Consider the following 21031-nt stretch of genomic DNA (forward strand, 5'->3'; position numbering starts at 1 on the left):
AAGTAATTCAAAGTATTGATTTGAAGCCAATAGCAAAAAGCTAATTGCCAACAGCTAATTTAATCGTTTATAAAGTTATTAATTATTTTCTCGACCTCAGCTTTTGCCACGTCCAAATCTGTATTGATGATGATTTTATCAAAGTGTTTTTGATAGGTCATTTCTTCACCCGCTTTTTCCACTCTGGTTTTGATGGTTTCCGAACAATCTGTGTTTCTGGAAATCAGACGTCTTTCAAGTTCAGCAATACTTGGCGGCATTACAAAGATGGACAATGCTTTGTCTCCGAAGATTTCTTTCAGGCGTATTCCGCCTTTGACATCTACATCAAAGATCACAACTTTGCCTTCATTCCAGATTCTTTCGACTTCGGATTTCAGCGTTCCGTAGTATTTGTCGGTATAAACTTCCTCGAATTCTACAAATTCATTTTGAGAAATTTTGGTTCTGAACTCTTCAGGTGTCAGGAAATAATAATCGTCGGCGTGTTTTTCTTCACCTCGGGGTTCCCTTGTGGTGGCAGAGATAGAGAAACAAAGTTCCGGTACCACGGACAAACCGTGTTTTACCAAAGTTGTTTTACCGCTTCCTGATGGTGCGGAGAATATGATGACTTTTTGTTTCATTTTTTAGTTCCGAGTTTTTAGTTTCGAATTCAATGTTTTTAATGATATATTCTTTAAAATTCTATATTAAATTCTTTTCTGATATATTTTAAAATATTTACAAAATAATTGAGTTCGTCAATCTCTGGATAATGTTTTAAATAAGATTCAGGATTATCGTAATTAAATTCATTTTTTTGTTTCCCTGCTTGGTATTTGACAAAATATCCTGTTCCATCTAAAATTGACGTTACCTGTTGATGAAATACAAATCCATTTTCATCTTCATCAAAAACAACCTTTTTATTATTTGTTTTTTTTATATTCAAAAGTTTCTTCTTTTGGCAAGTAATTTATATTTCTAGCTTGAAGATTTACAAAGATTTCTTCTAAAGATTTTTCATATTTAAGAACTATAAGTTTTGGTTTTACCAATTCTAACTCATCTCTGCTGATTTCTTTTGGCAAAAACCATTGGATCAGTTCTGCTTTCCAGGTTTTATCTTCTTTGTAAATTCTGAAAATATGTCCGCTATTTGTAATTCCTCGATCTTTATAAATTCTGATTTCAGACTCCTTCAATTCGGAAGGGATATTTGCAAGTTTGTCTACATTTTGTGATTTTAGAAATGTAAACAAAAACAGAAATGAAAATATAAATAATAAACGCATATTAAATGTGTCGTTCCTAAAGAACTATTTGTTTATTTATTGCTGATTTTCTACAAACATTCTGCTCCTACGGAGCTTTAAAAATCAATGCTTTACTTCAGAAAACGATATTTTTCAAAAAACTTAGAACCTTAAACTAAAGAACATTCAGCGTTTGCTCTTTGATTTTTTCAAGATCATCTTTCATCTCAACTACCAATTTCTGGATCTCAGAATGGTTGGCTTTTGATCCTAAGGTGTTGATTTCTCTTCCCATTTCCTGAGCAATGAAACCTAATTTCTTTCCGTTAAAATCTTCATTTCTCATCACTTCCAGATAATATTTGATGTGTTGGGAAAGTCTTACTTTTTCTTCAGAAATATCTAATTTTTCAACAAAATAAACCATTTCCTGATAATATCTTGTCTCATCAATGTTTTCAAAATTTTTCAAAGCAGAAAGGTATCTGTCTTTGATAGGCTGGATTCTTTCTTCTTCATATTGGCCAACCTGAGCCAGATTATTCTCTATATTAAGAACGATTTTTTCTATCTCTTCGGCCAGATTATTACCCTCTGTCTGACGGAATTCTATGAACTTGGAGACAGATTCCTGTACCACTTCCAAGAGAGATTTCCACTCGTTTTCTTCCAGGTCAGAATTTTTTGTAGATAATACATCCGGCATTCTCACGGCCATTTTCAGGTACTCAAATTCCGGTGCGTCAGAAGCAACGGCTCTTAACTGTTCAATGTAATTCTTGACGAGTTCCTGATTGATTTTCACATCATTACTGTCTTCCAGACTTTCGCAGTTGATGTAGCAGTCTACTTTGCCACGAAGAATCTTGTCATTGAGAAGTTTTCTGATCTCGAATTCTTTTTCTTTATATCGTAGCGGTGTTTTGACATTAAGATCAAAGTTCTTGCTGTTAAGAGATTTGATGTCCACCGTTATTTTTGTGCCTTCATAAACAGTTTCGGCTCTCCCGAAACCTGTCATAGATAATATCATATTCCATATTTATAAGACTACAAATATAGGGTTTTCATTGATTTGTTATAAAGCTTTTAATAAGGAAAGAATTTATCGCAAAGGCGCACAAGATAAAATGAAAATGCATCTGCTGTAAGGCGCAAAAAAAACAAAGATTTTAAAACTATTCGACTGACAGAACTTTATGATTAAAAATTTTGCGCCTTTGCGATAAAATACATTTCAATTTTAACAATTTTCATCTTCAATAAACTTTGATTAAGAAATTTGAAATTCCTATTTTTGCAATCTATGAAAAGATGGTATCTCTACCCCTTTTCCCTGGGTTATCATCTCGGCACTTCTATCAGAAACCGGATGTATGATTGGGGGTTATTTTCTTCTACGAAATTCAGAACACCCATTATTGGTGTGGGAAACTTGTCGGTTGGTGGCAGCGGAAAATCACCAATGGTGATGTATTTGGCAGAATATCTGTCCAAATATTACAGAACCGGCGTACTGTCCCGAGGCTACGGAAGAATTACAAAGGGCTATGGCATTGTCAATTATGACAGCAATTATAAACTGGTGGGTGATGAGCCTATGCAGTTGTTTGAACGTTTCCGCAATCGTTTTGTGATTGGTGTTTGTGAAGACCGTGTTTTTGGGGCTAAGAAAATCATTGAAGATATGGATCTGGAAGTTTTGCTTCTTGACGACAGTTATCAGCACCGTGCAATACATCCGGAAATGAATCTGCTCTTGACGGATTATAATGATCCTTACTTCAAAGATTTCATCTTGCCGGCGGGTGACCTGCGCGAGAGCAGAAACGGAATGAGCCGCGCAAACATCATTATGGTGACCAAATGTCCGGACGATCTTACCGAGGAGAAAAAACAGTATTATATCTCACGGATCAAACCTCAGCATTATCAGAAAGTATTCTTTTCTGCTATTGCATATGATGACAATATTATGGGAATCCGTCATATGATGCCGGTGAAAAATCTGGATTACTATGATGTTTTGCTGATAACAGGTATTGCAAATCCATCGCAGCTCATAAAGGAGGTTTCTAAGTACAACAAAAAAATTAAGCATCTGCAGTACAAAGACCACCACAATTTTACAGATGACGACATCAAAAAAATATCGGCGGAATACAAAAAAATGGGAGAGTACAAAGTCATCCTGACGACCGAGAAAGATTATGTGCGCCTGAAGACTTTTGATTATCTTCGGGATAAGATTTACTATTGGCCCATCAATGTAGAGATTGATAAGCGCGAAGATTTTAACCAGATCATTCAAAATTATGTTAGAAAAGTATAAAGAAACAGCAGAATTCATCAGTCATATTATCGGGGAAACTCCTGATTTTGCTATTGTATTGGGTTCTGGCTTAGGAAAACTTCAGTACGAAGTTGAAGCTATTCACATCTTAGATTATAAAGAAATTCCGAATTTCCCTCAAACCACAGTTGTGGGTCACGGCGGGAAATTGATCTACGGAATTCTGGAAGGTAAAAAAGTCCTGATGATGAGCGGACGATTTCATTATTATGAAGGTCATTCGATTGAAACGGTGACTTTCCCTTTCCGGGTTTTCCATCTTTTAGGGATTAAAAATCTGATTCTTTCCAATGCTTGCGGTGGCGTGAATCCAAACTTCAAAGTGGCAGACATTATGATTGTGACAGATCATATCAATATGTTGCCGGAACATCCGTTAAGAGGTGGAAATATCGACGAATTCGGACCGCGTTTCGTAGATATGAGTGAACCTTACAACCGCAAGATGATTACGCTGGCTAAGTCAATCGCTGCAGAAGAACATATTGATGTGAAGGAAGGTGTTTATGTAGCTTTGTCAGGTCCAACTTTCGAAACACCTGCAGAATACGGCATGATCAAAGCCATTGGTGGAGACGCTGTCGGGATGAGCACGGTTCCGGAAGTGATTGTTGCAAAACACCAGGGAATGGATTGTTTCTGTCTGTCTATCATCACAGATCTTGGCGGACCGGATATTGCCTTTGCAGTTTCTCACGAGGAAGTTCTGGAAGCAGCTAACAAAGCAATGCCGAATGTGATTAAGCTTGTAAAAGGTTTGGTTAAGAATTACTAAATTTGATTTAATATAAATGATTAAGACAGCTTATTCGGCTGTCTTTTTTTTTAATTTATTTTGGTTTTTTCTTTAATGCGATGCTGTCTTTTTTAGGCATTTTTGCAACTGAGTCATTTTCAATAAGTACTTCTCCTATTTCGTAATCATTATTTTGTTTAAGTATGTCTTCTTCTACTAATACAACGCCTGTTGTAGCAACACAACTTTCTTTTTCTTTATTGCAACCAGTTAAAAATAGTATTAAGGAAAATATACCCAATGAAAGTCTATGATTATGAAAACCCGAAGGTATAAATTTGAAAAACATTTCTTTCAACTTAAACGCTTTGGAATTGTCATTATTTAACTGGTGATTGTAGAATCTGCCGCAAACACTTTCATCTGATTTTTCCGTAATGATTTGTTGAATTTCTACTGCGTTCTTTTCTGTAAAATCAATCACACATTTGGAACAGACGGAACAGAATCTGCCTTTTGCTTCCGGAGACATTTCGTTCCAGTTTTCTGAGCAGGGATTTGGGATGTAGATGTTTTTCATGATGTCAGTTTGGATTGTTGAGGTAATAAACCGTTTTAAAATTTGAAACGCTTTTCTTTCTGATTTTATTTTGGAAAATATGATATTAAATGGAAATGATATTTTAGAAACCCAACTTCTAAATGATCGCAAAGCCTGCAGCCCGACTTGAGTGGAGCTCTTTTTGTCAATGCGAGTGCAGAGAATTGCTATTGGTAAATTCCCGTCGATCGCATTGGCAAAAAAGCGGGAACCCTTCGACAAGCTCAGGATAAACTACGGCGGAAAAGCTGCCCAAATTAAAACTTTCTCAAAATACACAGATACCGTTGATAACTTTGACAAACTGCAAAAAAAAATCCGCTCAAAAAAATTGAACGGATCTGATATTTATTTCAAAAAATTCTTAGCTAGCCAGAACTTCTTTTACTTTGTTTGCCGCTTCTTCCAAAGTGATTGCAGAGTGAACAGGAAGTCCGGACTCGTCAATTAGTTTTTTAGCTTCTACAGCGTTGGTTCCCTGTAATCTTACGATCAATGGAACTGGAAGGCTTCCCATGGCGTGGTAAGCATCTACAACACCTTGCGCCACTCTGTCGCATCTTACGATTCCTCCGAAAATGTTGATCAAGATTGCTTTTACGTTCGGGTCTCTCAAGATGATTCCGAAAGCGGTCTGAACTCTTTGTGCATCAGCAGTTCCACCAACGTCCAGGAAGTTTGCAGGGTTACCGCCAGATAATTTGATGATATCCATAGTCGCCATTGCAAGACCAGCTCCGTTTACCATACAAGCAACGTTTCCGTCCAACTTCACGAAGTTAAGACCAGCTTCACCAGCTTCTACATCCAATGGATCTTCTTCTCTTGTATCTCTCAATTCAGCAAGGTCTTTGTGACGGAACAATGAGTTGTCATCCAAAGTTACTTTTGCATCTACTGCGATGATCTTGTTATCAGAAGTTTTAAGAACCGGGTTGATCTCGAAAAGAGAAGCGTCGATTCCGATGTAAGCGTTGTAAAGAGACGTGATGAATTTTGTGAATTCTTTGAAAGCATTCCCTTCAAGACCTAGTCCGAAAGCAATTTTTCTAGCCTGGAAACCTTGCAATCCGTAAGCTGCATCGATCACTTCTTTGTGGATCAAGTGTGGCGTTACCTCTGCAACGTGCTCAATGTCCATCCCACCTTCTGTAGAATAAACGATCGTGTTTTTCCCTAAAGCTCTGTCTAGAAGGATAGAAACATAAAATTCTTTCGTTTCTGTCTCTCCTGGATAATATACATCTTCAGCTACCAAAACAGAATGTACTTTTTTACCTTCAGCAGAAGTCTGAGGCGTAATCAATTGCATTCCGATGATGTTTCCAGCGTTTTCTTTCAGTTTGTCCATATTAGGAGAGAACTTTACACCGCCACCTTTACCTCTACCACCAGCGTGGATCTGAGCTTTTACCACCCAAGCTTGCGCTCCTGTTTCAGCAGTCAGTTTTTCGGCAGCAGCAACTGCTTCGTCCACATTGTTTGCAACAAAACCACGTTGGATATTAACCCCGTATTTTGCTAAAATCTCTTTTGATTGATACTCGTGAAGATTCATAATATATTATTGATTAATTTTTAGATTTTATAAGATTCACAAATTTAAGAAAAAGTGATGAATTACATTATATAAATGTCTGATTGAAATCAGTTTTCACTTTTATCTGGGTGTGTCCCTCGCCAGCGCTAAGTTCCAGCCGCTCGGGTGCTTTAGTTTATGCTGAGCCTGTCGAAGTATCCGGTGCAATTCCTCATTCCTTGGCTTTGGCCAGCGCGTATTCCGGGATTTCCGATGCCATCGCTCACACAGCTTGGGTTTTCAGTAGTTTCTTCCCACTTCTTTACAAAGTTCCAGATATTCTTTTGGCATATTAGATGAGCCCAATCCCGTCTCATAATATTCATCCGAATGTGGAATGTAAATGCTGTATTTCTTACTGAATGGAAAAATCGGAATGAAAAACAGTTCGAAATAATTCTTGTAAACCGACACAATAGCATTTGCCATAAAGCCATTTTTCAGGACTTTACGGTCTTCTTTTCCCACGAGTTTGGTTTTGATTCCGAAGATGAAAAACATTTAGTTTGAATTTGTGATTGTTTTTACAATAAGAAGCAATTTGTTTATATCTATTGGTTTTGAAATATATGCATCTGCTCCCGAATTTTGCATATCTTCCAAGGTAGCACTTCCAGATATAAAAACAATTGGAATGATACAATTTTCTTTTATTATCTTTATTGACTGCTCTCCAGAGAAGGGAGGAATTTTCCTGCCAATTAAAATGAGATCGGGCTTGAAATCATTTATCTTTTCCAATAAAGAATCTGTCGTAAGAAAAAACTCAACTCTATAGCCTTCATCTGTAAGAATAGCTTTCATAACACTTGCAATTGCCAGCTCATCTTGAAAAATAAGAATTGATTTATGAATCCTCATTTAGAATTTGACCTTAGCAAAATACCAGATCAACATTCCCCAACTGATGATCATAAACAAACCGCCAAGTGGTGTAATTGGTCCAAGGAATTTCAAATTAACGCCCCAAACGTCCTGAAAAGCCAAACAATAAATGCTCATAGAAAATATAAAAGTTCCCGCAATCATCAAGATAGAGATCCATTTCTCAGATGTCGTTTCGAATTTCAAGATATAACCGACAATCAAAAGGAAAAACGCCGCGTACATCTGATAACGAACACCCGTTTCGAAGCTTTCCAATCTCTCGATGGATAATATTTTTTTAAAGGCGTGTGCCCCAAACGCACCAAGAACTACAGATAGCAAACCGTAGATTCCGCCGATGATTAAAGTGATGTTTTTCATAATTTAATTTTTACAGATTTCTTCAATTTTGTTATGGAAATTAATATCCCATTCTTCATTTCTATTTTCGTTATCGACCTCCAACAATTTAAAAATGTCATCAATTTTTTCTATAGTTTGTTCTCTAAAAGAAATTGCTTCTTCTTGGGAACTACAAAAATAGGTATGAAACATCAGGTTGTAAATTCCGATTGTGACAGAAAAAGGTGCAATGTTGCCATTTTGTTCAATGGTTATTCTCGCACCATTGCTACTTTCAAAATCTGAAAGAATAATGCCTCCTTCAGAACCTTTCTTACCAACTGAATTTGAATTGTCAAAGATATACCACATTTATATATTACTTAATTTTCCAATTCTGCAATTACTTACAGTTTTCATAATTGCAATTCTCCCTTTTGATATAAAATAATAAGTTTTCCTGCAATAGTTAATAATCCTAAAACAATGAATAGCCAGGAAAATCGCTTGGCACCTGCAAATCCCGGATCTTTTGTAAATCGTAAAAATATTCCAAAAATCAGCATAAAAGCTGAAAGTAAAATTCCGAACATAAGTCTATTTATTTCTCAATTTCTCCAACTCCGAAATCACCTCGTGGTGGCTCACTGTTTTGTCTTTGAATTATTTAAAACATCTTGCTTTACAACTTGTTGTATTTTTGGAGGGATTTCTGGGTTTGCAATGGTAATGGTTTTTCCATCTTTTTCAAACTCTAAAATATCGTCTTCTGTATATTGGCTGTATTTGTCATAGATGGGCGGTATTATTTCTTTTCCAAAAGCATTTGCCATACCTACTTTTCCATCTTTGTAAACTGCAAAAAGTAAAAAATTGTACTTTGCGACCCCAATGTGGTCATATTTTGTAGGGATAATCATGTTTCCTCTTATATCCATCAATCCGACTAATTTGTTTTCTTCAAATTTTAGGTATTCATAATAAAGCCTATCTCCACGAAAATTGTCTAAATCCTCATATTTTGGTTCTATTACAAATCTGTTAAATTTATTGATCAGACCTTTTTTGTTATTTTTTTCTACTACAAATGTATCATAATATGGATAATCAATATCATCATAAACTATAGGGATAATTAATTTGCCATTACCATCCATAATACCATTTTTGCCATTTTTTTCAAGAAGAAAAAAGTCGCCCCAGTCTGAAATTTTTGTATTAGAAAATGGGATAATGATTTTGTTATTAATATCAATAACCCCGTATTCGCCTTCATTGTTTTTTGCAACAATTAAGTTTTTATCATCGCTATAACTAATGAAATGATATCCAGAAACCAATATTTTGCCATCAAAATTATAAAGCACATCGGTAGCATCATTTCTATTAACACGTATGATCTGCTCGTCTTCATTTATAGAAATATCCTGTTCTTTTCCTTCTTCCGGAAAATCTATAAAAACTGTTCCGTCTGTATAAAATAAACCGTTATCGTGATTGTGAGTTTTATAAACAAATACGAAATTTCTTACTTTAGGAGAATGAGAGGTGTACTTTTTTGAATGAATTTCTCGGAAAAAAGGAAGCGTGATTTTCTCATTTTTAAAATTATAAATACTTTGTTTCTCATTCTTTTTTATGATAAGATAGTTGTATTGATCAACTATCTCGTCATATTCGATAGGAAGAAGTTCTTCAAATTTTGAATTATAAACCCCATACTTATTCGCTTTGGTTACCAATAGATATCCATTTTTTCCTAGAAGGTTTGCATCATCAAAAATTCCAGATTTAATTAGTTCCTTTTTCTTTTCTACAAAACCTGTCGTAATGTTGTTAGTAATAGATGGTGGTGGCGTTTCTTTTCTTAATGAATTTTTAACTAAAATACCAGGTTTAGAGCGATAAACATCTTTGTTTTCTGATGTTATCAAACTATTGACATTATTGTCAATAACATTATAATCATGTTTTTTAAGTATCGAATTTTGTATTTTTTTTATTTTTTGGGAATTATTTTCGCAGGAAATTATCATATTGTTAAACGATATTTGTGCCAAGTCCGTTTTTTCGACAATCAATAAACTATCAATCTCTTTTTTGTAGCTTTTAAAGCACTTTTTGTCTTGCGAATAAAATAAGAATGGTGAAAACAAAAAAAATAAAAATACATTCTTCATATAGTAAGCTTTCATAATATTTAGAATAATAGGAATTTCATTTCTATAATTTTCTTAATCTATTAATTTCGTTAATCACCTCGTGGTGGCTCACTGTTTTATCTTTGAAGTAAGTTACAAAATGCTGTTTCTCCTCTTCCGTGGCGCCAAATTGATTCAAGATATTGAAAAGGTGCATTTTCATATGACCTTTTTGGATTCCGGTCGTCACCAAAGAACGAAGCGCTCCAAAATTCTGCGCCAATCCGGAAACTGCCAAAATACTCATTAATTCCTGAGCAGATGGTTTTCCTAATAGAGCCAAAGAGAATTTTACCAAAGGATGAAGATTCGTCAATCCACCAACCACACCGACGGAAATCGGCAAATCGATCCAAAATCTAAAAATCCCGTTGTCCGTTGTGCAATGTGTGAGCGAAGCATATTTCCCGTTTCTCGCAGCATAAGCGTGTGCACAAGCTTCCGTCGCACGGAAATCATTTCCAGTCGCGATGACCACAGCGTCTACACCATTCATAATCCCTTTATTATGCGTTGTTGCTCTGTAAGGTTCGATTTCTGCAATCGTCACCGCGCGTTTGAATTTCCACGCAAATTCTTCATTGGAGATGCCGCTGTCGTCTTTTAAATCATCAATTTTGCAGGAAACTTCGGCTCTCACGATGCAATCCGGCGTGTAATTGGAAAGGATATTCATCACAATCTGCAATGACTCTTTTTCTTCCTGCGAGAAACTTTCTTCCTTCGCAACTTCTTCTTTCAAAGTTTTTCCGAATTGCTCCAGACAGGAATTAATGAAATTCGCGCCCATCGAATCTACGGTGTCAAAACTCGCTTTCAGCTGGAAATAATCTTCCAGTTCAGCCGTTTTATCGATGAGTTTGATATTCAGGATGCCGCCGCCACGGTTGCGCATATTCTTGGTAATATCTTCCGTCGCTTCCAGTAATTTTTTCTTCAGTTTAAAATTGAAAAAATGCAAAAGTTTATGAGCTTCGGTTTTGAAGATAAAATGCGTGTGACCTAATTTTTCTGTATTGATAATCGTCGTTTTGAAACCACCTTTATCAATCCAGAATTTGGCCGCTTTAGATGCGGCTGCCACCACCGAACTTTCTTCAACTGCCATTGGAAGCGCCAAAAGTTTCCCGTCTATGAGGAAGTTTGGGGCAATTCCGTAAGGCATATAAAAATTGGAAATGGTGTTTTCGGAAAACTCGTCGTGCATTTTTTGCAAGGTGGCATCGTCATTCCAATACTGCTGCAGAATCTGCTCGTAACTTCTGTCATTGCTTAGATATTCGCTGATTAGCCAATCGATTTTTCTTTGTTTGGAAAGTTTTGAAAATCCTTCAACAGGTTGATGGTTCATAGGGAAATTTTATGTTGTAAAGATAAGGATTTTGGGAGATTGTGATGGGTTTGGTTTGTATATTTGTGAATGTTTAGAGGTCAATTTTAAAGAAGTTATGAAAAACATAGACAAAAATAGTTTGGAAAATGCTTTCCGCTTATTCGAAAGTGGCGCCATTGAAAAATTAGAAATCGGAACAACCAAAGGTTTGCAAGAGATTCATCAATATTTATTCGATGGATTATATGAATTTGCAGGTAAGATAAGAACTCAAAATATTTCAAAAGGCGGTTTCCGGTTTGCAACAGCTTTGTATTTGACTGAGATTCTCGCGAAAATTGAACAAATGCCGTAAAATACATTTGAAGAAATCATTGCGAAATATGTAGAAATGAATATTGCTCATCCTTTTATGGGAGGCAATGGCAGAACGATGCGGATTTGGTTGGATATGATTTTAAAGTCAAATTTAAAGAAAGTCGTGACCTGGTAATTTGTTGACAAAACACTTTATTTACAATCAATGGAACGCAGTCCAATCAACGATTTGGAATTGAAAACTTTGCTTAATGGAAATTTGACAGATGATGTAGAAAACAGAGAAATTATCTTTAAAGGGATTGAGCAGTCTTACTATTATGAAGGTTATGAAAAGGAAAATGACGACCAGTAAATGAGTAATTCTGTTAGTAACTTAATTGACAAAAACTATCAAAATTGTAATGAAGTGGACTTATTTTTGACATTCATTTAGAACAAAATTCGTTTAAATAAAATCCTCCAAAATATGAACTTCGACCGCACAAAAGAAAAGCTCGAAATACTTGCAGATGCTGCTAAGTACGATGTTTCCTGCTCATCAAGTGGCGGAAAAAGGAAAAATAACGGCGGATTGGGCGACAGTTCTGCCAGCGGGATTTGTCATACTTACACGGAAGATGGGCGATGTGTCTCGCTTCTCAAAATCCTTTTGACCAACCATTGTATTTACGATTGCATCTATTGCGTTTCCAGAAAATCAAATGACATCAAACGCGCCGCTTTCACCGTGGAAGAAGTGGTGGATTTGACCATCAGTTTTTACCGCCGAAATTACATCGAAGGTCTATTTCTAAGTTCCGGGATTTTCAAAGATGCCGATACGACGATGGAACGTTTGGTTCGAGTAGCGAAAAAATTGAGAAACGAGCATCACTTCAATGGCTACATTCATCTCAAATCGATTCCGGGAGCGAGTGATATCTTGATGCAGGAAGCCGCACTTTACGCTGACCGACTTTCCGTAAACCTGGAAATCCCGACAGAATCTGGACTTAAACTTTTAGCGCCGGACAAAAATCGGGAAGATATGCTGCAGCCGATGCGGATTGTCCAAAAAGGCATTCAACAATACAAAGACGAGAAGAAAATTATCAAAAGCGTTCCGAAGTTCGCGCCAGCAGGACAATCAACACAAATGATTGTCGGCGCAACCAACGAAAACGATTTGCAAATCATCAAAGTGGCAGATCATTTCTACCAAAATTACGGGATGAAACGCGTTTATTATTCGGGTTATATTCCTGTAACTTCGGATGTGCGTTTGCCAGCGATTACCGCAGCAGTTCCGGTTTTAAGGGAAAATCGTCTGTATCAATCTGATTGGCTGATGCGTTTTTATGGTTTTAAGGCGGATGAAATTTTGGATTCCAATATGCCATTTTTGGATTTGGAAGTGGACCCGAAATTGAGTTGGGCGTTGCGTCACTTAGACCAATTTCCTGTCAATCTTCAAACTGCGGATTATAAAATGATTCTCAGAATTCCGGGAATTGGTGTGAAAACGGCGATGAAGATTGTCAGCTCCAGACGTTTTCAGGTTTTGAATATGGATCATTTGAAAAAATTAGGCGCAGCTGTTAATCGTGCAAAATATTTCATCGATTTCAGTTATGGGAATCCATTTTTGAAGCATTTGACAGATTTGAATTTAAGGAAATTAATTATCGGCGGAAGTCAATCCAAATTTCAAAATCAGTTTTCCCAGCAACTGACTTTGTTTTAATTTACTAACTTTTATTGTCCATATTTGCTAAATTTGGATAGTATTTGTAATTTCGAGCAAAGAATTTACAATGAATGTCAGTTTCACCAAAAAACAAGAAAATTATATCTCAGACCAAATTGAATCTGGAGATTTTCAGAATGCAAGTGAAGTCGTTCGCGATGCTTTGCGCCTTCACGAAGTCTATCGCCACCGCATTATTCAGGATTTGAGAAATGAAATTGAAAAAGGTTGGGAAGGTAATTCGAGTTCACGGTCGATTAAGGATATTATTAAATCAAAGAAGAAAGATAACAGCAATGTCTAAAGAATCCTATGTTTTATCAGAAATTGCTGATGAAGATTTGGAAGATATTTTCGATTACACAACTACGGAATTTGGACTTGAACAAGCAGAGAAATATCTTAATGAAATCGAAGATGTTTTTCAAAATTTACTTCTGAATCAAGAATTGGGAAAAACACGAAATGAAATAAAAGAAGGCTTATACAGTTTTCCAAAGGACAACCACATTATATTCTACAGAATTTTAGAAAATAATATCCGAATTGTAAGAGCCTTACATGGAAGCCGAGATATTCCGAAATATTTTTAGTTGTAAATTCCAGAACCAATTTTCTCACCCATTTAATTTTTTATAAAAAGGCTTCAATTCCGCTCAGCCTGACAATTCTATAAAGTGATTAGTATACGATGTCACACTGAGCGGAGTCGAAGGGTTCACAATATATTTATAAATGACAACCATCCTCTACGACGGTAGTTTCGACGGACTTTTAACAGCAATATTCGAAGTGTTTGAATACAAGTATAAAGACGTGGAAATCCGAAACAGAGAAAGATTTCAACAAGAAAATATGTTCGCTGAAATCCACGAGGTTGCGACTCAAAATGAAAAATCTGACAGAGTTTTAAAAAAATTAGAAAACAGCATCGGAAAATCCGGAATCAAACAATTGCTGATGGTTTTCTTGTCTGAACTTCCGGAATCTGAAGATTTGATCTTTTCTGCCATCCAACAATCCATTAAAAGTCCTGATCATAATGTGTTGCAGAATTTCGCCAATGACGATATTCTTCAAATCTCAAAAATCTGTAAATCTGTCAGCAGAGAACGACATCGGATGACGGCATTCGTAAGGTTTGAGAAAATGAAAGACGATATTTATTTCGCCAAGATTGACCCTGATTTTGATGTTCTGCCTTTGATTCAGAAACATTTCAAAGACCGATATGCCGATCAGAAATGGATGATCTACGACCTCAAACGCCATTACGGATTGTTTTATGATTTAGAAAATTGCGAATTTTTCTACCCTGATTCCACATTCAATTTGAATCAATACCAGCAGAAGTACCACGAGGAAGAGATTAATTATCAGGAACTTTGGAAAAGTTATTTCACGAAGACGAATATTAAGGAAAGGAAAAATATCAAACTCCACGTTCAACACGTCCCGAAACGTTATTGGAAATACCTGACGGAGAAGTTTTAATTTTATAATTGAATAGTCGCGCCCAACACAAAATTCCGTTTTGCAGCAGGATTGTAAAACCTTTTTCCAAAAGCATTGATGTCAAAGCCCAAAACATAATCTGTATTATAAAGATTCTGGATTTGGAAAAATAAATCCAACTTTGATTTTTCAAAAACAATTGGATAACGAATTTGAATATTTGAAACCAAACTTGGTTCCGACCAAACAGAATTCGCATCTGTCAAAGGAATTTTTGAAGTCAGAAATTGAGAATAATCAACGGCTAATTTTTTAAAGAAAGTGAAATTCAGTAAACTGTTGATGGTGGTTTTCGGAACGCCAGTCAACGCATTTCCTGAAAAGTTAGAAGTTCCTTGGACATCATTTTTAAATTTAAAGTCATAAAGACTTCCCGAAAATCTGAATTTGAAATGACTCAAAACAGCATTCTTCAAATCAAATCTTTTCGATTCCAGAAGGAATTCCCAACCTTTTTGAACGGTATTTCCCTGGTTTACAAAATAGTCTTGGCCAGCTTCATTCTGTCTTCGGACAATTGCATCTTTCATTCTGAAATCAAAATAATTCAGTTCCACAAAAACGATTTTCCCAAATTGTTTCCGCACCCCAATTTCCTTATTCCAGCCATATTCCGGCACGAGATTGAAGTTGAATTCCTGATTGGAAGAGCGGATCTCCTCATTCGTCGGCGCCGAATTTCCTTTCCCGATTTTCCCTCGCACAGAAAATCCTTGATCCAAAACATAAGTCATCCCAAAGTTGGGTAACCATTGGTTTTTGAATTTCATATTTCCAGTTTCAGAAGTCGGAAATATCTTTTCCCATTTGTAGGAATTAGAATTTAAACTGAAGGAAATATCAGTCAATATCCGCTCGTTAAAATTCAGTTTCTGCGACAGAAAATAGAATCCGGAATTGTTTCTCAGTTTATCAAAATTCTGAGGATTTCCTTCTGTGCCACGATTGTTGTCATAGTTTTTAATATAAATGGGATTAGTTGCACCTTCGTAACCCAGTCGCCATTCGGCAGAAACCTTGTGCCAGTTTTTTTCATAAGTGAAATGCGTTCTCAGTGCAAAGTTGCTTTCAAATCGATTTTCAAAATTGGTAATGAAAGGATTTTCAAAATCGACATACGAACCTTGAACCAAAACGAAATGTGAAAGTCCATTCGTCAACTGGTATTGATTCGAAAGTCCAGCCAGAAACATTTTATTTCTGATTCCTGCATCCTGTTCTTTCGCTCCGGGAAGCGTTACAGTTGCTGGTCGCGCTTGTTTTCTGTTGGCTTCCATTTGAGCCAAAGTCAATCCGCCAGGCGTTTCATAATCCAAATCGGAAAAGAGTAGCATCGCTTTCAAGTTGCCTTTGTCAGAATATTTGAAATGATCTTTAATGAAGATCTGTTTTCTTTCAACCGCCGATTGTTCACGGTAAGAATCCGTTCTGTAATAATTCTCATAGACTTGGAAAAAATGCTTTCCCAATTGTTTTGAAAAGTTGATACTTTCATTAAAAGTCCCATAACTTCCAGAAGATACATTCAAAGACAAGTCATCAGAATTCTGAGTTTGTAATAATAAAGTTCCACCAGTCACCGCTCCAAAATCGCCACTTTCCGGACCTTTGTAAATCTCTATTTTATGGATGAGATCGGGCGAAATCTGATTAAAATAAGTATTCCCGGAAGCATCGGACAACATCAAATCATCCAGATACACTTTCACATTCCGCACCCCAAAAGGCGAACGCAAAGAACTTCCACGTACTGCAATCCGGTAACTTCCCGGCGAGCGTTCTTCCATTCTGGCTCCAGCAATTTGGTTGATAGATTCCAACAAGCGCTCTGGCGGATTCTGAGAAAGTAGGTTTTCCGAAACCACAGCAACAGATTTGGTAGAAGCGATAAAAGAAACCGGTTTCTTATAAGCATCAATTCTGACTCCAGAGATCAGCGTTGCAGAATCGCTCTTCTGCGAAAAGTAAAAAACGCTGGAAAGTAAAAATAAGATGGAAAGTTTTTTCATTATTTTCTACACAGAAATCATTGTGCCGAAATCACCGTAAAGTTAAAGATTTCACAAAAAAGTCATTCTTAACTTACATCAACGCCACGCGGATATCTTCGCTATATATTTGTACTATAATTAATCAACAAAATATCAAAAATAATGGCAACCAAATGGTTATTAGACCCAACACATAGTGAGATCACTTTCAAAGTAAAACACCTAATGATTTCTAACGTCAAAGGAGAATTCACTACTTTCAATGCAGAGATCGATGCAGAAGACGACACATTCGCCAGCGCAAAAGTTTCCGCTTTCATCGATACAGATTCTATCTTTACCAATAATACAGACAGAGACACGCACCTGAAATCAGCAGATTTCTTCAACGCACAAGCTAACCCGAAAATCACTTTCGAAGCGTCAACTTTGAACGGTGATGTAACCGGACATCTCACTCTGAACGGTATTACCAAAGAAATTACGTTGGACGTAGACTTTGGCGGTATCAATTCTGATCCGTGGGGCAACACCAAAGCAGGTTTCTCATTCGAAGGGAAGATCAAAAGATCAGACTTTGGTCTCACTTGGAACGCAGCTTTGGAAACAGGCGGTGTGATGGTAAGCGAAGACGTGAAAATTGCAGGAGAACTGCAGTTCGTCAAACAGTAATACATCATCGTATTTTATAGTGTGACTATTTTGAAGTGTGAACAAGGGCAACTTTGTTCACGCTTTTATGATTTCAGCAGGAAGAATGATTATAATTTGGGCAGCTTAATCCGCCTGTAGTTTATCCTGAGCGAAGTCGAAGGGTTCCCAATCTTTTTTGCACACGATTTAAGTCTAAATAGAACTTGAGTACAAGCAAAAAAGGATTTCCACTCAAGTCGGGCTGCACGTCGCATAGTTGAACTTTTGTCTATCAATTCACCATCCTCCAAAAATCGAAGATTTCAAAAACTTAATTGTTCTTATGTGACTTTGTAGTTCAAAAAAAAATGAACTTAAGTGCTTCGGAAATCCACCAGATCTGCGAGAAAAATTTAATTAAAATTATTTCCCCAACCCTAAAGGGAGTAATTTTAATAAAATTTTCAAATAATTTTCTCCCTTTAGGGTTGGGGTAAAAAAATGATTTGAATATACATTTTACATTAATACATTTTACTTTTTACAAAATAAAAATGAACCTCAACGACCTTTCCAACATCTCCGATCATTTCAAAACCACCCAAAAAATGCCCGTTCTTTTCCTGGGACACGGCTCTCCGATGAACGCTATCGAAGAAAATATTTTTGTGCAGGGCTTTCGTAATATCAGCAAAGAAATCCCAAAACCAAATGCCATCATTTGTATTTCGGCGCATTGGTTTACCAACGGAACATTTGTCACAGCAATGGAACTGCCAAAAACCATTCACGATTTTGGAGGTTTTCCGCAGGCCTTGTTTGATGTTCAGTATCCAGCACAAGGAAGCCCCGAATTAGCGCGAGACACTGTAGGATTACTCGCTCCGGTTTTGGTAGAAGAAGATCATAATTGGGGATTGGATCACGGCGCGTGGTCGGTTCTTCGGCATCTTTATCCTGAGGCCGATATTCCGGTGATTCAATTGAGTATTGATTATACCAAACCACCAGAATATCACTTTGAATTGGCAAAAAAATTATCCAGACTCCGGGAAAAAGGAATTCTCATCATCGGAAGTGGAAACATCGTTCACAACCTCAGATTGATCGATTGGAAAAATATTGACACCGTTGGCGCCGGCTGGGATTGGGCGATCGAAGCGAGAGAAAAAACCAACAACTGGCTTTTGGATGGCGATTTCCAGAAACTCATCGATTATCAGAAACAAGGAACGTTTCTGCAATACGCTGTTCCGACACCGGATCATTATCTGCCAATGATTTATAGTTTGGGACTGAAAGATAAGTCGGAACAACTCTCGTTATTTAATGATTCCTTAATTGGCGGATCTTTGAGTATGACTTCGATAAAAATCGGATAATATTTTCCTAAAAAGATCCAGTTGAGCAATCTGTTAATAGCAACATCTGATAAACAAACAAAAAGCTCCGTAGAAGTGACCTGTGAATTATTATCATTATCAGGCCGCTCCTACGGAGCTTTACTGTAATGATGGATTTTATTTTCTATAAGCAGGTATCCCTCTGGGATTTTACAATCAGATCCAATTATTTATTCAAGTGATGTAAGGTTGTGAAGAGAATTATGTGCAATTTATTGTATTTCAATACTTTACGTATAATTATGCAAAGTAGCAAAAAATGAAATTTTCCTTACTTAAGCTTTTGAATGACTTAAAACGCACGACAAATTTTGTGATTTGATGCGTATATCGACGAAATCCTCTTTTTATTTATTAAATTAGGAGTTCAAATATATCACGTGAGGTTTTTACAATTCTTAATCGTCTTTTTCGGATTTTCGATTTTATATTCCCAAACCATTTCGGGGAAAATACAGACAGAAAGTGGCTCGGCCATTTCTGATGCCAATGTCTATCTTGACGGAACCAAAATTTCTACAACTTCTACTTCTGACGGCAGTTTCCAGTTGGATGTTCAGGGACAGAAAAGCGGAAACTTAATTTTCCGAAAAGACAAGTATGAAACCAGCATTTTTCCTTTAGATAAAGCCATCGGGAAATCTGTGAAAGTGATTATTAATCCAGTAAGCGAAATAGAGGAAGTGGTTATTATTCCTTACACAGAGGAGGCTTACAATAATTTTATTAATTATTTTCTGGATCAGTTTATGGGATTGGATAGAGATGATGTCAGAATCAAAAACCAACGTACACTCAAATTTTCTTATGATAAGACGAATCAGTTTCTGAAAGTGAAAGCGCCACAGACTTTGGTCATCGAAAATAAAAAATTGGGTTACACGATCCAGTATCATCTGATCAATTTCCAGGCTGACTTCAAAGCAAAAAGTACGAGTTATCTGGGAACATCATTCTTCAAAGAGACCAGTTTCAGAAAGGAGATCACTCTCAATCGGATGAATGCTTACAAAGGAAGTATGATGCATTTTCTAAGAAGTCTCTATCAAAACGAACTGGAAAAGGAAGGATTCATCGTGAATCACGCCAAGCGTATCCCCAACCCAGAATATCCTTCTGAAGCCGAACTGCAAAAACTGAACGACCATTTTGCCATTAAGAAAACACAAAACTCGACCTTGCCTTGGACAGACGAGCTGGAAGCGATTGCGCAAAAGAAAAGTAAAAACTCCGAATTTCTGATGGCCATCCTAAAAACCAAAATGAAAGAACGGGAATTTACGAAGCGTCAAAATGAACGCTTGTTTTTAGATTTTGAAGATCTGCTTCAGGTGAATTATCAGAAATATTATTACGAGATCAAAAAAGGAGAGTTTGTAAAATCTTCTGGCGTGGTGACGCAATCGTCGTTCGTTCATCCGGAAGCTATGCAATTCGAGATCTTTACGGAAGGCAATATTTCTGAACCTGATCTGTTGATCTTGGAAGGCGATTTCTCCAGACAAAATGTTTCAAAAATGTTGCCTTTGGATTATCAGTTTGGGAATTGATTTGTAATGATTTTCAACGCAAAGGCGCAAAAGGTATTAATTTGAAATGTTTAAAAGTCGCAAACCTAAATTGCGACTTTTAGTATATAATAGCTAATGAACTTTTTGCCTTAGCGATAAGTTTACAATTTTTTCTCAAAGCAAACGCTGTTTTCCACGCCGGCATATTGCCCGTAATTGGGAATGACTTGATAACCGCATTTTCCGTACAGCGCAACTGCTTCGGTTTGTCTTTTTCCGGTTTCCAGAATGGTTTTTTCGTAACCTAATTCTTTCGTCCACGATTCTAGTTCTTTCAAAATAGCAGATGCTAAGCCTTTTCCACGTTGTTCCGGAAGTGTGTACATTCTTTTCACTTCCATCGTTTTCTCATCAAAAACTTTTATGGCACCGCAGGCAACAGCTTTGTCATTGTCAAAAATAACAATACAGTTTTTCAGTGAATCAATCTGATTATACTGATCATAAAAGCCGTGTTCATCACCATCCATCACGGCGAGGTACGTATCCAGTTGTTTTACCAATTTTTGGAAGTCTGGATTTTCGGAATTTGTTCTTAGGGTTTTCATAAGATATAATATATGAACGCAAAGTTGCAACTGACTAGCATTTAGATAAGTTATAAGGCGCAAATATTGAAAT

Annotated in this window: 24 protein-coding genes and 1 pseudogene; 10 read left to right on the forward strand and 15 right to left on the reverse strand. The window is 36.6% G+C overall.

What is annotated here, in order from left to right; translation table 11 throughout:
• Positions 1-59: 59 nt before the first annotated feature.
• The 4 genes from gmk to F564_RS0118015 all read right to left on the reverse strand — a co-directional run bounded on the left by gmk (position 60) and on the right by F564_RS0118015 (position 2271).
• Positions 60-626 (reverse strand): guanylate kinase, encoded by a 567-nt coding sequence (gene gmk, locus F564_RS0118000; protein ID WP_028123786.1) that lies wholly within the window; start codon positions 624-626, stop codon positions 60-62.
• A 53-nt stretch (positions 627-679) separates the two neighbouring features.
• The gene (locus tag F564_RS0118005) at positions 680-934 is read right to left on the reverse strand and encodes a hypothetical protein (RefSeq protein ID WP_028123787.1); all 255 of its coding nucleotides are present in this window, start codon (positions 932-934) and stop codon (positions 680-682) included.
• Entirely contained in the window at positions 912-1277 is a 366-nt protein-coding gene (locus F564_RS0118010) for a hypothetical protein (protein ID WP_154656926.1), read from the reverse strand. Before F564_RS0118010 ends, F564_RS0118005 begins: the two co-directional genes overlap by 23 nt.
• Before the next feature lie 136 nt (positions 1278-1413).
• A complete protein-coding gene (locus tag F564_RS0118015) occupies positions 1414-2271 on the reverse strand; it encodes a YicC/YloC family endoribonuclease (RefSeq protein ID WP_028123789.1) in 858 nt (285 codons plus the stop codon).
• A gap of 273 nt (positions 2272-2544) precedes the next feature.
• Here F564_RS0118015 and lpxK point away from each other — a divergent pair, with 273 nt between their 5' ends.
• A complete protein-coding gene (lpxK, locus tag F564_RS0118020) occupies positions 2545-3570 on the forward strand; it encodes a tetraacyldisaccharide 4'-kinase (RefSeq protein WP_028123790.1) in 1026 nt (341 codons plus the stop codon).
• Positions 3554-4366: a purine-nucleoside phosphorylase gene (locus tag F564_RS0118025; RefSeq protein WP_028123791.1), complete on the forward strand. Its 813-nt coding sequence runs from the start codon at positions 3554-3556 to the stop codon at positions 4364-4366. Before lpxK ends, F564_RS0118025 begins: the two co-directional genes overlap by 17 nt.
• Before the next feature lie 55 nt (positions 4367-4421).
• Here F564_RS0118025 and F564_RS0118030 read toward each other — a convergent pair whose 3' ends face one another.
• From F564_RS0118030 to F564_RS0118070, 9 genes are all read right to left on the reverse strand, one after another.
• Positions 4422-4907 (reverse strand): hypothetical protein, encoded by a 486-nt coding sequence (locus tag F564_RS0118030; RefSeq protein ID WP_028123792.1) that lies wholly within the window; start codon positions 4905-4907, stop codon positions 4422-4424.
• A 385-nt stretch (positions 4908-5292) separates the two neighbouring features.
• A complete protein-coding gene (sucC, locus tag F564_RS0118035; protein WP_028123793.1) occupies positions 5293-6486 on the reverse strand; it encodes an ADP-forming succinate--CoA ligase subunit beta in 1194 nt (397 codons plus the stop codon).
• A 261-nt stretch (positions 6487-6747) separates the two neighbouring features.
• Entirely contained in the window at positions 6748-7008 is a 261-nt protein-coding gene (locus tag F564_RS0118040) for a zinc ribbon domain-containing protein (RefSeq protein WP_028123794.1), read from the reverse strand.
• Positions 7009-7368: a response regulator transcription factor gene (locus F564_RS0118045; RefSeq protein ID WP_028123795.1), complete on the reverse strand. Its 360-nt coding sequence runs from the start codon at positions 7366-7368 to the stop codon at positions 7009-7011. It abuts the gene before it with no gap.
• The gene (locus F564_RS0118050; protein WP_028123796.1) at positions 7369-7755 is read right to left on the reverse strand and encodes a DUF423 domain-containing protein; all 387 of its coding nucleotides are present in this window, start codon (positions 7753-7755) and stop codon (positions 7369-7371) included.
• 3 nt (positions 7756-7758) lie between these two features.
• Positions 7759-8088: a hypothetical protein gene (locus F564_RS19740; RefSeq protein ID WP_051259745.1), complete on the reverse strand. Its 330-nt coding sequence runs from the start codon at positions 8086-8088 to the stop codon at positions 7759-7761.
• A 44-nt stretch (positions 8089-8132) separates the two neighbouring features.
• Positions 8133-8309, reverse strand: a complete 177-nt coding sequence (locus tag F564_RS20725) for a hypothetical protein (RefSeq protein ID WP_154656927.1) — start codon at positions 8307-8309, stop codon at positions 8133-8135.
• A gap of 51 nt (positions 8310-8360) precedes the next feature.
• A complete protein-coding gene (locus F564_RS0118065; protein WP_161625957.1) occupies positions 8361-9896 on the reverse strand; it encodes a WG repeat-containing protein in 1536 nt (511 codons plus the stop codon).
• Between the two features lie 43 nt (positions 9897-9939).
• Complete coding sequence (locus tag F564_RS0118070; RefSeq protein WP_028123798.1) at positions 9940-11268, reverse strand: hydroxymethylglutaryl-CoA reductase, degradative; 1329 nt, start codon at positions 11266-11268, stop codon at positions 9940-9942.
• Between the two features lie 97 nt (positions 11269-11365).
• Here F564_RS0118070 and fic point away from each other — a divergent pair.
• The 5 genes and pseudogenes from fic to F564_RS0118095 all read left to right on the forward strand — a co-directional run bounded on the left by fic (position 11366) and on the right by F564_RS0118095 (position 14791).
• Positions 11366-11923 (forward strand): annotated as a pseudogene (gene fic, locus F564_RS19745) (protein adenylyltransferase Fic).
• A 114-nt stretch (positions 11924-12037) separates the two neighbouring features.
• On the forward strand, positions 12038-13294 hold the full coding sequence (locus F564_RS0118080) for a putative DNA modification/repair radical SAM protein (RefSeq protein WP_028123799.1): 1257 nt from the start codon (positions 12038-12040) through the stop codon (positions 13292-13294).
• 70 nt (positions 13295-13364) lie between these two features.
• Positions 13365-13601 (forward strand): type II toxin-antitoxin system ParD family antitoxin, encoded by a 237-nt coding sequence (locus F564_RS0118085; RefSeq protein ID WP_028123800.1) that lies wholly within the window; start codon positions 13365-13367, stop codon positions 13599-13601.
• Positions 13594-13890, forward strand: a complete 297-nt coding sequence (locus tag F564_RS0118090; RefSeq protein ID WP_028123801.1) for a type II toxin-antitoxin system RelE/ParE family toxin — start codon at positions 13594-13596, stop codon at positions 13888-13890. Before F564_RS0118085 ends, F564_RS0118090 begins: the two co-directional genes overlap by 8 nt.
• A 142-nt stretch (positions 13891-14032) precedes the next feature.
• Complete coding sequence (locus tag F564_RS0118095) at positions 14033-14791, forward strand: TIGR03915 family putative DNA repair protein (protein WP_028123802.1); 759 nt, start codon at positions 14033-14035, stop codon at positions 14789-14791.
• A gap of 2 nt (positions 14792-14793) precedes the next feature.
• On the opposite strand, the gene F564_RS0118100 is transcribed toward F564_RS0118095, so the two are convergent.
• Complete coding sequence (locus tag F564_RS0118100) at positions 14794-16821, reverse strand: TonB-dependent receptor (RefSeq protein ID WP_028123803.1); 2028 nt, start codon at positions 16819-16821, stop codon at positions 14794-14796.
• Between the two features lie 144 nt (positions 16822-16965).
• Between F564_RS0118100 and F564_RS0118105 the strand changes: the two genes are divergently transcribed.
• The 3 genes from F564_RS0118105 to F564_RS0118115 all read left to right on the forward strand — a co-directional run bounded on the left by F564_RS0118105 (position 16966) and on the right by F564_RS0118115 (position 20389).
• Positions 16966-17475: a YceI family protein gene (locus F564_RS0118105; protein WP_028123804.1), complete on the forward strand. Its 510-nt coding sequence runs from the start codon at positions 16966-16968 to the stop codon at positions 17473-17475.
• 515 nt (positions 17476-17990) lie between these two features.
• Positions 17991-18818, forward strand: a complete 828-nt coding sequence (gene ygiD / locus F564_RS0118110; protein ID WP_028123805.1) for a 4,5-DOPA-extradiol-dioxygenase — start codon at positions 17991-17993, stop codon at positions 18816-18818.
• A 401-nt stretch (positions 18819-19219) separates the two neighbouring features.
• Complete coding sequence (locus F564_RS0118115; protein WP_028123806.1) at positions 19220-20389, forward strand: peptidase associated/transthyretin-like domain-containing protein; 1170 nt, start codon at positions 19220-19222, stop codon at positions 20387-20389.
• A gap of 122 nt (positions 20390-20511) precedes the next feature.
• On the opposite strand, the gene F564_RS0118120 is transcribed toward F564_RS0118115, so the two are convergent.
• Positions 20512-20958, reverse strand: a complete 447-nt coding sequence (locus F564_RS0118120; protein WP_028123807.1) for a GNAT family N-acetyltransferase — start codon at positions 20956-20958, stop codon at positions 20512-20514.
• Between the last annotated feature and the right edge of the window lie 73 nt (positions 20959-21031).

Source organism: Epilithonimonas tenax DSM 16811 (assembly GCF_000428485.1).
In the GTDB taxonomy this organism is placed as follows: domain Bacteria; phylum Bacteroidota; class Bacteroidia; order Flavobacteriales; family Weeksellaceae; genus Epilithonimonas; species Epilithonimonas tenax.